This window comes from Pseudarthrobacter sp. CCNWLW207 (assembly GCF_037203945.1).
Taxonomy (GTDB): Bacteria; Actinomycetota; Actinomycetes; order Actinomycetales; family Micrococcaceae; genus Arthrobacter.
Genome location: NZ_JBBCBS010000002.1, coordinates 338,987 through 351,546 on the forward strand (window position 1 = coordinate 338,987; position 12,560 = coordinate 351,546).

Here is a 12,560-nt window from a genome sequence, read left to right on the forward strand (position 1 = left end):
CCTTCCGCGACCAGTGCTGATGGCCGTTGCCGCCATGCCCCTACCGGGCCGTGCTGCGGCCAGGTTTTCCTCAGCATAGCCGCACCCCGGCCGGCGCGCCGTCCTGCTGCCGATGGCCCTCAGCCGGTCACGCGCTCAGGCGTCAGCGGTTTCCATGACCGGTTCGCCGTTGAAGTACTTGAGCTGCCAGCCGTCAACCGCGTGGTGGTGGGCCAGATTGAGTACGGCGTTGTCCACGCTTTGAAGGGTGCGGCCGATAGCGCGGCTGAGGCTGACGCGAAGGAGCGTGCCGTGGGCGACCACCAGCACAAGGCCGCCGCGGAACTCCTCGGCGAGTGCTTCCAGGGCGGCCAGTCCACGGCTCGCTGCCTCGTCCTCGCTTTCGGCGCCCCGGAAGCCGCCGTCAATGCGCAATGCGTCCAGTTCCGGGCCCGCCTGCAGGCCCTCCGCGGGCCCAAAGCTGCGCTCGCTGAGTTCGGGGAGCCGACGGGCCACGGTGAGCCCAAGTCCGGCGGCGATCAGGTCTGCGGTCTCTGCGGCGCGGCTCAGCGGCGAGGACACAATCGCGTCCCATTCATGACCGGACACAACGGCGACGGCGTCACGCGCCTGGCCGCGGCCGACGTCGTTCAGCGGAATGTCGGTAGATCCCTGCAGCCTGCGCTGCGCATTCCAGTCTGTCTGGCCATGGCGGATGAGGGCGAAGGTCGTAAGGGTCATGCCCTCCATTGTCCCCGACGAAGTGCGGGCTCTGGAAACTGCCTCATGTTCGGCGGTGCTTCCCGCCCGGCATCCGGCTCACCGTAGACTGCTCGTGTGCTCTACGAGGAGTGTCCCGCGCCCGCCCAGCTGCAGCCCTACGTCAGCCATTTCTGGTTTGTGCGCGGCACCCCGGCGGCGAAGTACGAAAAGATCCTGCCGGGTCCTTTGGCCCACCTGATTCTGAACCTGTCCTCGCCGTACCGCCTCATCGATCCGTTTGCGGTGGCTCCGGACAAGGGAGCCAGGGAAGTGGCCGTTGGTTTCTATTCAGGCGTCCAGTCCAGCTACCTCATCAGCGAGAACCCGACGCACCTGTTCAACATCGGCGCAGCCTTGCAGCCCTACGGCATCGCGGCACTCACCGACCTGCCGCCGTCGGAACTGCAGGGAAAAGTGCAGGACACGGACGGTTTCCTGCCCGGCTTCACTGCCCTTCGCGCCGGGCTGATCGACGCCGGTCCCGCCGCCGCGTTCGACGCCCTGGAAACCTTCCTCACATCCCGGTTTCGCGGCGGAGCGGACCCGCGGACCGTGGACGCCGTGGCCCGGTTGGCCGAGGAGGACGTTCCCGTGGCAGAGCTGGCCCGCAACCTGGGGGTCAACCCGTCCACCCTGCAGCGGCTCATGCTCCGCGACTGCGGCATCACCCCCAAAAGCTACGCCGATGTGTGCCGTTTCTACCGCTTCGCCAACGCTGCCGCCCGGCTGCCCGTGGACGGCTCAAGCGGCAAGGAGCTGCTGGCACTGGCCGACTACTACGACCAGCCCCACCTGATCCGCACCTTTCGGCGCTTCAGCGGCTTCACGCCGTCGGAATACCTCCGCCTGATCCGGGAACACGGGCCGGAATACGCCACTTTCGTGCCGCTCCAGAGCGTCGGGGACAGCCCGACGGCGGCACGCTGAGCAGGTGCGGATTCGGCCTGCGTGCGGTGCGGCTTTTGTACAATACGCCGCTGGCTGGCGGGCATAGGCTCCAGCCAGGGACGCCGCGGAAGTGCGTCCCGGGGAAGGATGAAGGCGATGGACCTGGACCTCAACTGGGTGGGTGTACTTCTTGCGGCGCTGGCGACATTCGTTGTGGGCGGTCTGTGGTACTCGGTGCTTTTTGCGAAAGTGTGGCAACGCGAGGCCGGTGTGACGGATGAGCAGCTGAAGCACGGAACCATTCGGGTTTTTGTGGGCTCGTTCCTGTTCGCTGTGGTCATGGCAGGGGTGCTGGCTGCGTTTATTGGCGACGGCGGTGCGGGATTCGGCACATTGGCCGGGCTCGCTGCAGGGGTGGCCTGGGTGGCGGCCGCCCTGGGCATCAACTACCTCTTCGAACGCCGCAGCCTGACGCTGTTTGCCATCAATGCGAGCTACAACATCGTGGCGTTCACGGCGATGGGGGCGATCATCGGCGCCCTGCAGTAGCGGCAGCAGCGCAGTGCAGTAACCTCAGCAGCGCCGGCGGGCGTGGACGGTGCGGCGCTCAGCGCACCTCGAGGATGAGCGCCAGCAACCTGGCCGCTGCCGGCCGGGCGGCGTGCTCCTCCACCCACTGCGAGCGGGCCACTGCCTTGCTTACGGCCTGGGTGGTGATGCCAAGTTCCTGGGCAACCGCCTTCTGCTGCCCGCGGACGCCGGGAGTCATCAGGTCCAAAACGCGCCACTCAGCCCCTGACCTGTCCCGCACAATGTGCCCCAGGAGGCGCAGCACGGCTTCGGCCTCGTGGGCCACGTCAGCCAGCGGTCCCTCCACGGCCACGGGGACCCGGTCCTTGCCGTTCCGCAGCCGGTCCACGGCACGGCGTGCGTAAACCAGGCCATGGCCGGACGCGTCCTTGATGAGGTTTGGCAGCGGTTCGTTCACCGGACCCACGCCCAGCCCCACGTACCAGGAACCGGAGCGCAGGGCGATCAGCGCGGCCTCCACTGCCTGGTGTGGACAGTCCACGATGCCCTGGACTTCGTCTTCGACCGAGCGGTCGAAGTCCAGGCGCGCAGGGATATGCCGCAGGTCCTTGAGCAACTGCGGCACCCGGTCACCATCGCGCCGGCTGTCCGTTTGATTGATGGTCAGCGTGAACATTCTGGGTACACCCTACCCGGTGGTACGGATCAGGGAAGTGCCTTAATTCAGGCCTGGTCGAGCCTGGTGGCAGAGCTGATCTGAATGGGCGCAAGCGCCTGCAGCCCGGCAGATCCTGGGGGCCGGAGGCCGGATTCGGCCATGGCCTGCTGCATCGCGGTAACCAGCCGGTCCGGGGTCCGTTCCGTGCTGAACGTAAAGAAGCCCGGCGAGGGCGCCTCGGGTCCGCCAGCATGCCCGGCGCTGTCCGCCAAAGGAGTGGGTAGCCCGTGGAACACCACTGCGTACCGCCCGCGGACGCCCAGGGAGGTCTTGCCAGTTTTGTCCAGCGTAGTGAGCAGGCTGTCCGCCGCGACGCCGGCCGGGGCCTCGACTGTCCGCAGGGACGCGGAGTCCAGGTCCGGCCAGAAGATGGCCCGGGCGGTTTGCTTCTGGGCGTACGCGTACAGAAGGCCGCGGTCGAACACCAACACCCGGCGGAAGCTCCAGAAAAGGGTCAGGGACCATAGGACCAGGCCCGTAAGGATGCTCGTCGCCAGAAACAGCGGGATGTCGGAGAAAAAGGCGGGTTCCGCTGGGATGACGGCCGCCCGGTGAACTGGAAGATGGTGCCGTAAACGAATCCAACCCCCACAAGGACAGGCAGCCACTTCCACGCTATATGCCAGGACAGTTCGCTGTGCCGCAGCCGCCCCAGCCTGGCCGCATAGAGCCGTTCCGCGCGGCGTACCAGCCAGGTTCTCTGGGTGTCACCCACGCTCTGCCAACCGGAGGACTCGACCACCGGGCGGCCGTTCCCCAGCGTCTTCGTCCGTTTGCGTGCATTCTGGACGAGCGCAGGATCGCCGCAGGCTTCCGTTCCTGCCGCTCCTTGGGTTCCCGCCATGGTCATCCCCCCGCCTGCGTCGAATCAACGCTTACGAACCTCTGCTGCGCGGACCGAGCCGCGATGGGGAGGACGGCCCATCACGGTGGTGGACGCGTTTGCTGAGCATGAACCAGCTACAACGGTTGCGAGTGCGGCGGTCATCTGTTCGGATGGGACCAACGGCCGCAGCGGCGGCAGGTGCGAGCAAAGGATGGCTATGACCGGCAACGTGGCGCAGGACGAACTCGAACTCGTGGACCGCTGGTGGCGGGCCGCGAACTACCTATCGGTGGGCCAGATCTATCTGCGTTCCAACCCGCTGCTCCGGAAGCCGCTCGCCGCGGAGGACACAAAATCCCGGCTGCTGGGCCACTGGGGCACCACCCCGGGGCTGAACTTCGTGTACGCGCACCTGAACCGGCTGATCCGACGTGACGCCCAGGAGATGCTGTTTGTGGCCGGGCCTGGCCATGGCGGCCCGGCGGTGGTGGCCAACGCCTGGTTGGAGGGCACCTACTCCGAGATCTATGGGCATGTGGGCAACGACGAAACCGGCATGGCTGAGCTGTTCCGGCAGTTTTCCTATCCCGGCGGCATCCCCAGCCATGCGGCACCGGAGACCCCCGGCTCCATCAGCGAGGGTGGAGAACTGGGGTACGCGCTGGCGCACGCCTACGGGTCGGTGTTCGACAATCCCCAACTGGTCACCGCCGTCGTGATTGGGGACGGCGAGGCGGAGACCGGACCGCTGGCGGCGAGCTGGCATTCGCACAATTTCCTGGACCCCGCCACGGACGGCGCCGTGCTGCCCATCCTGCACCTGAACGGCTACAAGATCGCCAACCCCACCATCCTTGCCCGGATGCCGGAGGGCCAGTTGGAACAGCTGCTGCGCGGCTATGGCCATGAGCCGCATTTCGTGACCGTCACCGATGCGGACAACACCGCCCAGGCGCACCGGGATTTTGCGGCGGCGCTTGAGGAGTGCCTGGCCGAAATCGGGGCCATCCAGGACTCCCGCCGCGGCACTGCGGAAGACGCTGCCACCGATGGGGACGGGGCAGCGCCGCGCTGGCCCATGATCGTGCTGCGCTCGCCGAAGGGCTGGACCGGGCCGAAGGTTGTGGACGGCCAGCAGGTGGAGGGCACGTGGCGGAGCCACCAGGTCCCGCTCGCCGAAGTCCGCACGAATCCTGAGCACCTCCAGCAACTCGAGGAATGGCTGCAGTCCTACCGCCCGGACGAATTGTTCGACGGCGATGGCCGGCTCCGTCCTGATATCGCCGAGGCTGCTCCCACCGGCGATTTCAGGATGAGCGCCACCCCGCACGCCAACGGCGGGCTGCTGCGCCGTGCGTTGGAGCTGCCCTCGTACGGGGCCCACGCAGTAGAGGTGCCGGAGCCAGGTACGGAGCGGATCAGCCCCATGATCACGCTAGGTTCGTGGATGCGGGACGTGATCTCGCTCAACATGGAGAATTTCCGCCTTTTTGGCCCGGATGAGACAGCATCCAACCGGCTCCAGAACGTCTATGAGGTCACCGACAAGGTGTGGCAATACCGGATTGACGAATCCGACGAGCACCTTGCGCGCTCCGGCCGGGTGCTTGAGGTGCTCAGCGAGCACCTGTGCCAGGGCTGGCTGGAGGGCTACCTCCTGAGCGGACGGCATGGCGTGTTCAGCTGCTATGAGGCTTTCATCCACATTGTCGACTCGATGTTCAACCAGCACGCCAAGTGGCTGAAGGTGCACCGCAAGCTCCCGTGGCGCCAACCAGTGGCTTCGCTGAATTACCTGCTGTCCTCGCACGTCTGGCAGCAGGACCACAACGGGTTCTCGCACCAGGATCCGGGCTTCATAGACCACGCGGTGAACAAGAAGGCCGAGGTCATCCGGGTCTACCTGCCGCCGGATGTGAACACGCTGCTCTCAGTCATGGAACACTGCCTGGCATCAACGGATTATGTGAACATCGTGGTCAGCGGCAAGCAGCCCTCGCCCACGTGGCTGGGGCCGGCTGACGCTGCGAACCACTGCCAGCGGGGGCTGGGCATCTGGGGTTTTGCAGGTTCCGAGGTATCCGGCGAGGAGCCCGACGTCGTCCTGGCCTGTGCCGGCGACGTGCCCACTGTCGAGACAGTCGCGGCTGCGGAGCTGTTGAAGCGCGGCGTTCCGGGGCTGAAGGTCCGCGTGGTCAACGTAGTGGACCTGATGCGGCTCCAAGATGCGAGTGAGCACCCGCACGGCCTCCCGGCGTCGGACTTTGACGGAATCTTTACCCCGGACAAACCTGTCATTTTCGCCTACCACGGCTATCCGGCGCTAATTCATCGGCTGACGTACCGGCGCACCAACCAGGAGGGCCTGCACGTGCGCGGCTACAAGGAAGAGGGGACTACCACCACGCCGTTCGACATGGCCATGCTCAACGGCATCGACCGGTTCCAGCTGGCCATCGACGCCATCGACCGTGTACCGGGCCTGGCGGAGAAGCATTCGCTGGTCCGCCAGAGCCTCCAGGACCGGCGCATGCAAGCGCGCGAACACACCCGCATCCACGGCGAGGACCCGGAGGACCTCCGCAACTGGACCCTGGGCGGCAGCAGCTAAATGTCGATGAGGCCGGCGAGCTCGCCGGACGGCACATGGATCCAGCCTTCGGTCAGTGCTGCCGCGGCATGGGTTCCTGGCGGCACGACGGTCTGCTTCTGGATGACGGCCCGGGCGGGCGTCGAAATTCAGGTGTCCCCTACCCCCCACGGAGCTAAACGGACCGGTACTGAAGGGCCCCGGGGATGCCGCCTGTTTCGCCGAGGCTGTCACCCCGGGCAAAAGCGGCCCACAGGCTCCGCAACTCCCGGCCCACGGCATTGATCTCATCCCATGTTGCTCCCGCGAGGAGTCCGGCGGCGGCCCAGGTCTGCTGATTGCCGAACAACAGCGGCAGGTCAACCGTGTGCGCGGCGCGATAGTAGTTCCCCGGGGCGCCCCAGGAGATGACGTAGCTGTGGGCCTTGCCGCCGGCGCGTGCATGGCGCCGGGCAAACTTCCGGGCTGCCCGGCCGTACACCGCCTCCGTCACGGCCCAGTTGATGGCTTTGACGGCGGCGTTTCCGATGCCGGGGACTTTGCCCAGCCGGCTGACCAGGGGGCTCCGGGGAAGGAAAAGCCGTGCCTCGTCGGCTGTATGCCCGATCAGCACCTCGATGTCCGGAGCCGTCACATTCCAGGCGGCCTCGATGTCGGCCTCCGGCGTAAGGGGAGCGTGCCCGTACTGCGTACCGAACGGCATGGCCGCCATGAGCCCGTACTTTCGGGCCACCTGGGACACGCGGTCCTCGACGGCCACCACTTCCATGGCAGGAGTGTCTTCGGTGACAGCCTCCGCAGCGATGCCCATGGCGTGGCTCATCTTGTGCCGGCCGCGGGTGATGCCAAGGGGAGCACTTTGGATGATGGCCCGCTGGAACAGCGACGGCGCTTCGGGCGTCGCCATGAGGTGGGCCACGGAGTCGCCGCCGGCTGACTGGCCGAACGCGGTAACACGTCCGGGATCGCCGCCGAAGGCAGCAATATTGCGCTGCACCCAGCGGAATGCTTCCAGTTGGTCGAGCATGCCGAGGTTGGCGGGCCGTCCGGTGCCGGTGGCCAAGTAGCCGAACAAGCCCAAGCGGTAGGTTACCGAGACAACAATCACCCGGTTTTCAGCCACCAGTGATGTGGCGTCGAAGATTGCCAGGTCACCGGAACCGGAAGTGTAGGAACCGCCGTGCAGCCACACCATGACCGGGACCCGCTCATCCTCGGCCAAGCCGGCAGGCACGGTGATGGACAGGCGCTGGCAGTCCTCGCTGCCGGGAAGCTCGCCGTAGCGGGTGCCGAGGACGTCATCCAGGAACGGGACTGGCCCCTGCGGGCAGGCGGGTGCGAGGGTAGTGGCGGCGAAGTCAGTGGTCCAGTCCGGTATGGCCACCGGAGGTTGAAAGCGGGCCGCTGTGGCGTAGGGGATCCCCGTAGCGCGCAGCACGTCACCGTCCCGCCAACCGCTGACCGGACCGCACGGAGGATTAAACGAAGGCTCGGAACTCACAGGGCAACGATTCCACAGATTTACTTTTGGAGGGGCAACAGAAAATCCCCGCCTCCCGGACATTTCCCCCTCGCATGACGCGGGGATTTGTCCGGGAGGCGGGGATTTTGCGGCGGGGCGCTTAGTGCGCGGCCGGCACGTAACGCTTGATGGAAGCTTCCAGCTCGGCCTCGGCGGCGGCGCGGTCGCCCCAGCCTTCGGCCTTGACCCACTTGCCGGGCTCCAGGTCCTTGTAGCGGGTAAAGAAGTGCTCGATTTCCTTGATCAGGAACTCGCTGACGTCGCTGACTTCCTGGATGTGGTCAAAGCGGGCGTCAACCGGGACGCACAGGACCTTGGCGTCTCCGCCGCCGTCGTCGGTCATGTTGAAGACGCCGATGGGGCGGGACTCAACAATGACGCCGGGGAGCAGGTCAAAGTCCTGCAGGAGCACCAGTGCATCCAGCGGATCGCCGTCTTCGCCCAGGGTGTTTTCGAAGAAACCGTAGTGCGTGGGGTACTGCATGGAGGTGAAGAGGACGCGGTCCAGGCGGACGCGGCCGGTCTCGTGGTCAACTTCGTACTTGACGCGGGACCCCTTGGGGATCTCGATGGTGACGTCGTGCTTCATGGAATGCTCCTCGGCAATTGCAGGGGGTTCGCGGCACAGTAGACGCTCAGCAAAATGGAGTGTCGGTGCCGCCGACTACTATTGAGGATATAGCGAGAGGCCCAGGTTTCAGGAACTTGCGGGGAAATTTCAGGACTTGAGGACCAGCACCAACATGAAGGAAACATCGGGGCCCGCAGGGTTCGGGGCGCCGTTCACGGATGCGTTGCGGCGCACCTTCCACCGCGGAGTGAAGGCCTGGCCCACGGCGCTGCTCCTGGTTTTGATCGTTATCCTGGCGCTCCCCGCCGGCTGGCTGCTTGCCCCCGCCTTCACGGGTCCGGCTTCGGTCCAGGCGCCCGAAACGCCAGCCTGGCAGCAGGCTCCCACGTCACTTTCCACCCGGCAGGGCCTGTCCCCGTTGACGGATTCCGCGCCGGTACCGGTACAAGCAGCCGTCACGGCCCAGTTGGAACCGGTGTTAAAGCCCGACGGCGGCGGTACTTTCACCGGGATGGTCCAGGATGCGCTCACCGGCCAGGTCCTCTTTGACCGCGGCGGTTCGGAGAACCGCATTCCCGCGTCCAATATGAAGCTGTTGACCGCGGTCGCAGCCCTGCGGGTCCTGGGGCCGGACGAGCGGTTCAGCACCAGAGTGGTCGCCGGTCCCACGCCCAGCCAAGTGGTGCTGGCCGGCGGCGGCGACGTCCTCCTGGGAACGGGGAAGTCCGCGCCGGAGCAGGTAATGGGCCATGCCGGGCTTGCCACGCTGGCCGAAGCTACCGTAGCTGCCCTGCAGGAGAACGGCGCAACCGGGGAGCTGACGGTCCTGGTGGACGACTCCCTGTTCAGCGGCCCGTCCCTGAATCCGGCCTGGGCGTCCGGTGACGTTGAGGCCGGCGAAGTGGCCCCGCTGTACCCCCTGGCATTGAATTCCGCGCGGTTCGATCCCGCCGTCATCACCGGACCGCGCCCGCAGGATTCCGCGATCACCGCAGGGGAGGCGTTCGCCGAGCAGCTCAAGGCGGCAGGTGCCGCCGCGGGACTGACGGTGGCGGCCGGCGTCGGGCGTTCCAGCGCGCCGGCGGACAGTGACCCAACCGTCCTGGCCGAGGTCCAGTCCGCCACCGTGGGGGAGCAGGTCGACCTGATGTTGCAGACCTCGGACAACTACCTCGCGGAGGTCCTGGGCAGAATGGCGGCCGCCGCCCAGGGGCAACCGGCCAGCAACGACGCCGCCACCGCCACAGTCCGTGCCCAGCTCACCGAACTTGGGATCCCCACCGATGCCATGCGGCTCGCGGACGTGTCCGGGCTGGCGCTGGACAACCAGGTCTCGGCCCGCCAGTTCTCCGAAGTGGTGCGGGCCATCACCTCCGGACCGGACCTCAGGCTGCGGGCCGCGCTGGCCGGATTCCCGGTGGCCGGCCTGACCGGAACGCTGGACACGCGTTACGGGGACAGCTCCACCGCAGGCGGTGCCGGGCTGGTGCGGGCCAAAACCGGGACGCTGAATTCGGTGATCGCCCTCAGCGGTTACGTGGTGGACGCCGACGGCCGGCTGCTGGTGTTCTCGTTTATCGGCAACGGGCTCACCCCCGGGGCGGGCGGGAACAAGGAAGCCCTCGACAGGGCCGCCACGGCGCTTGCGGCCTGCGGCTGCCGCTAGGGGCGCGTTCGCCAGGAGATCACAGAATCCGCGTGTCGGCGGCGGGAAAGTCTTAGCGGCCCTCGCCCGCATTGGCGGTGCGGCCCAGCACCGTTCATGCGGGGACCGGTTTGGCGGGCTCCGGCGGCGCCTGCCGGGGGTTCGCCGGTCAGCGAACTTAAGGACGTTCCGCGGTCTGCTGTGTTCTGATGGGAACTATGGAGTCCACCGCACGTGATTCGTCCGCACCGGCGTCGCCCAGCCCGGCCCAGGCCCTGATCAACTGGGACCTCGCCGCGTCCACAGCTGCACGGCTGACACCGGCGGGACCCATACTGTCATCGGCGGAAATCGGTGACGCCGTGGACAGCCTGCGGCGGCTGGCGGACGCCTCAGTGCACCATGTGCACCACATCACCGGGCTGGAAGCGGCGCGGGATCTGCGGGACTCGTCGGTGCTCATAGTGGACCGGGCATCCTGGGCCAAGGCCAACACCCAAAGCTTCGCGGTGATGCTGAAGCCGGCCATGGAGAAAATGCTGGAAAGCCGCCGCGGAACGGTCAGCCCGGCTGCGGCCAGCGTCAGCGGTGCCATCACGGGCAGCCAGCTGGGCGCCGTCCTGGCTTTCCTCTCCAGCAAGGTCCTGGGCCAGTACGATCCCTTCGCGGCCCTGGCCGAAGGCTCCAATGCACCGGCGGGCGGCAGGCTGCTCCTGGTGGCCCCCAACATCGTCTCCGTCGAGCGTGAACTCAACGTCACGCCGGAGGACTTCCGGCTCTGGGTCTGCCTGCACGAACAGACGCACCGCGTGCAGTTCGCCGCCGCGCCTTGGCTGCGCCACCACATGCTTTCCGAGATCGACAACCTCAGCGGGCACCTGCTGGGCAACGTTGACTCCCTCTTGGAGCGTGCCTCCGCCGCGGCGCGCTCCCTCAAGGACCGGACCGCCACGGGCAACACTCCCGGCCGCGGTGCCATCCTGGACCTCCTGCAGAACCCCGAAGAGAAGGCTTCCCTTTCCCACCTCACGGCCGTGATGAGCCTGCTGGAAGGCCACGCCAACGTGGTGATGGACGCTGTTGACGCCAGCATCGTGCCGTCGGTGAAGACCATCCGGCAGCGCTTCAACGACCGCGGCAAGGACCGTGGCGTGATCGAAAAGTTCATCCGCAGCCTGCTGGGCTTGGACGCCAAGATGCGCCAGTACTCGGACGGCGCCAAGTTCGTCCGTGCCGTGGTGGATGTTGCCGGGATGCAGGGTTTCAACCGGGTCTGGGAATCGGCAGAGAACCTTCCCACTGAACCTGAAATCCACGACGCCAAGATCTGGCTTGACCGGATGGGCCTCTAATTGCCTGAAGCGCCTCACGCCCGCTCCGGGTTTCACAGCGGACGACGGCGGCCCGGCAGGCTGGCGCCCGTCGTCGGCACTGCGCGCAAGGCGCTCCAGAACGCGCTGGCCGACGCCGGCTTTCCGGCGCACGTAGTGGTGGCCTGCAGCGGCGGGCCCGACTCCCTGGCGCTTGCCGCCGTCGCAGCCTACTTCGCCCGCCGCGGCCACGTGGACGGGCACCCGGTGACGGTGGGCGCCGTGGTGGTGGATCACCAGCTGCAGCCAGGCTCGGCTGACGTGGCCGTCCGGACCGCGCACACGCTCAAGGAGTTGGGCCTGGCCCCGGTGGAGGTGCGGACCGTCATTGTCGCGCCCACAGGCATGGGACCGGAGGCTGCCGCCCGTGATGCCCGCCATGCCGCCCTTGAGGCTGCAGCCGCGGAACAGGGAGCCGGGGCAATCCTCCTGGGCCACACCCTGGATGACCAGGCCGAACAGGTTCTCCTGGGGTTGGCCCGCGGTTCAGGGACCAGGTCCCTGGCCGGGATGAGGCCTGCCAGGGGCATGCTGCTGCGGCCGTTCCTGGGACTTCGCCGTGCGGACACCCTGGAGATCTGCCACGCCGAGGAACTCGAACCCTGGCATGACCCCAGTAACGCGGACCCGGCGTTCGCTCGCTCCCGGACCCGCGTAGAAGTGCTGCCGCTGCTCGAAGAGAAGCTCGGGCCCGGCGTCGCAGAATCTTTGGCCAGGACGGCGTCCATCCTCCAGTTGGACGCCGACTACCTCGAGGACGTGGCGGAGCGCACGTTTGCGGCCTTGGCGGAACGCTCCGGAGCCGAAGTGAGCCTTCCGGAGGAGGCCTTGGGGGAACTTGCGCCGGCCATCAGGTTCCGGGTCATCGCGAAGGCGGCTGCCGACGTCGGGGGCCAGCAGCCCAGCTACCAGAGGCTCCTCGCGGCGGAAGCGCTGCTGCGAAGGCAGGGATCGGCCGGCCCGGTTGAGCTACCCGGAGGAGTGAGTGTCTACCGGTTGTCGCTGGCCCAGCTGCAGGCAGCAAACCGGCCCGCCAGGGACGCCGCCCAGCCCGATGGCAGCTTTCCCGTTCCCCGGGAAGCCCCCCGCTGTGGGAAGCTAGTATTCCGGCCTCAAAAACCGCCCCAAAATTAGTCGCACCCCGCATCTACACAGGAG

Annotated in this window: 11 protein-coding genes; 6 read left to right on the forward strand and 5 right to left on the reverse strand. The window is 67.1% G+C overall.

Going from position 1 to position 12,560, the window contains the following annotated elements; genetic code table 11:
- Positions 1-135: 135 nt before the first annotated feature.
- Positions 136-720 (reverse strand): histidine phosphatase family protein, encoded by a 585-nt coding sequence (locus V9L17_RS04625; protein ID WP_337350641.1) that lies wholly within the window; start codon positions 718-720, stop codon positions 136-138.
- A gap of 96 nt (positions 721-816) precedes the next feature.
- Between V9L17_RS04625 and V9L17_RS04630 the strand changes: the two genes are divergently transcribed.
- Both V9L17_RS04630 and V9L17_RS04635 read left to right on the forward strand, forming a co-directional pair.
- Positions 817-1,668, forward strand: a complete 852-nt coding sequence (locus V9L17_RS04630) for an AraC family transcriptional regulator (RefSeq protein WP_337350642.1) — start codon at positions 817-819, stop codon at positions 1,666-1,668.
- A 117-nt stretch (positions 1,669-1,785) separates the two neighbouring features.
- Positions 1,786-2,178, forward strand: coding sequence for a DUF1761 domain-containing protein (locus tag V9L17_RS04635; protein ID WP_337350643.1), 393 nt, complete (start codon positions 1,786-1,788; stop codon positions 2,176-2,178).
- Between the two features lie 58 nt (positions 2,179-2,236).
- On the opposite strand, the gene V9L17_RS04640 is transcribed toward V9L17_RS04635, so the two are convergent.
- Positions 2,237-2,836 carry a hypothetical protein gene (locus tag V9L17_RS04640; protein WP_337345419.1) on the reverse strand — a complete coding sequence of 200 codons (600 nt, stop codon included), beginning with the start codon at positions 2,834-2,836 and terminating at the stop codon, positions 2,237-2,239.
- 47 nt (positions 2,837-2,883) lie between these two features.
- Positions 2,884-3,309 carry a hypothetical protein gene (locus V9L17_RS04645; protein WP_337350644.1) on the reverse strand — a complete coding sequence of 142 codons (426 nt, stop codon included), beginning with the start codon at positions 3,307-3,309 and terminating at the stop codon, positions 2,884-2,886.
- Positions 3,310-3,921: 612 nt separating this feature from the next.
- On the opposite strand from V9L17_RS04645, the gene V9L17_RS04650 reads away from it, so the two are divergent.
- Entirely contained in the window at positions 3,922-6,315 is a 2,394-nt protein-coding gene (locus V9L17_RS04650) for a phosphoketolase family protein (protein WP_337350645.1), read from the forward strand.
- A gap of 154 nt (positions 6,316-6,469) precedes the next feature.
- On the opposite strand, the gene V9L17_RS04655 is transcribed toward V9L17_RS04650, so the two are convergent.
- The gene (locus tag V9L17_RS04655) at positions 6,470-7,795 is read right to left on the reverse strand and encodes a carboxylesterase family protein (protein WP_337350646.1); all 1,326 of its coding nucleotides are present in this window, start codon (positions 7,793-7,795) and stop codon (positions 6,470-6,472) included.
- Between the two features lie 121 nt (positions 7,796-7,916).
- The gene (locus tag V9L17_RS04660) at positions 7,917-8,405 is read right to left on the reverse strand and encodes an inorganic diphosphatase (protein WP_066287853.1); all 489 of its coding nucleotides are present in this window, start codon (positions 8,403-8,405) and stop codon (positions 7,917-7,919) included.
- 154 nt (positions 8,406-8,559) lie between these two features.
- Here V9L17_RS04660 and dacB point away from each other — a divergent pair, with 154 nt between their 5' ends.
- From dacB to tilS, 3 genes are all read left to right on the forward strand, one after another.
- Positions 8,560-10,053, forward strand: a complete 1,494-nt coding sequence (dacB, locus tag V9L17_RS04665; RefSeq protein ID WP_337350647.1) for a D-alanyl-D-alanine carboxypeptidase/D-alanyl-D-alanine endopeptidase — start codon at positions 8,560-8,562, stop codon at positions 10,051-10,053.
- Positions 10,054-10,250: 197 nt separating this feature from the next.
- Positions 10,251-11,384, forward strand: a complete 1,134-nt coding sequence (locus tag V9L17_RS04670) for a zinc-dependent metalloprotease (RefSeq protein ID WP_337350648.1) — start codon at positions 10,251-10,253, stop codon at positions 11,382-11,384.
- Between the two features lie 60 nt (positions 11,385-11,444).
- Positions 11,445-12,536, forward strand: coding sequence for a tRNA lysidine(34) synthetase TilS (tilS, locus tag V9L17_RS04675; protein ID WP_337350774.1), 1,092 nt, complete (start codon positions 11,445-11,447; stop codon positions 12,534-12,536).
- Positions 12,537-12,560: the final 24 nt, after the last annotated feature.

What these genes read in the sequence shown, in the direction of transcription:
- V9L17_RS04625 (WP_337350641.1), bottom strand. Translation starts at nt 720, where the DNA reads ATGACCCTTACGACCTTCGCCCTCATCCGCCATGGCCAGACAGACTGG.
- V9L17_RS04635 (WP_337350643.1), top strand. Translation starts at nt 1,786, where the DNA reads ATGGACCTGGACCTCAACTGGGTGGGTGTACTTCTTGCGGCGCTGGCG.
- V9L17_RS04640 (WP_337345419.1), bottom strand. Translation starts at nt 2,836, where the DNA reads ATGTTCACGCTGACCATCAATCAAACGGACAGCCGGCGCGATGGTGAC.
- V9L17_RS04650 (WP_337350645.1), top strand. Translation starts at nt 3,922, where the DNA reads ATGACCGGCAACGTGGCGCAGGACGAACTCGAACTCGTGGACCGCTGG.
- V9L17_RS04660 (WP_066287853.1), bottom strand. Translation starts at nt 8,405, where the DNA reads ATGAAGCACGACGTCACCATCGAGATCCCCAAGGGGTCCCGCGTCAAG.
- dacB (WP_337350647.1), top strand. Translation starts at nt 8,560, where the DNA reads ATGAAGGAAACATCGGGGCCCGCAGGGTTCGGGGCGCCGTTCACGGAT.
- V9L17_RS04670 (WP_337350648.1), top strand. Translation starts at nt 10,251, where the DNA reads ATGGAGTCCACCGCACGTGATTCGTCCGCACCGGCGTCGCCCAGCCCG.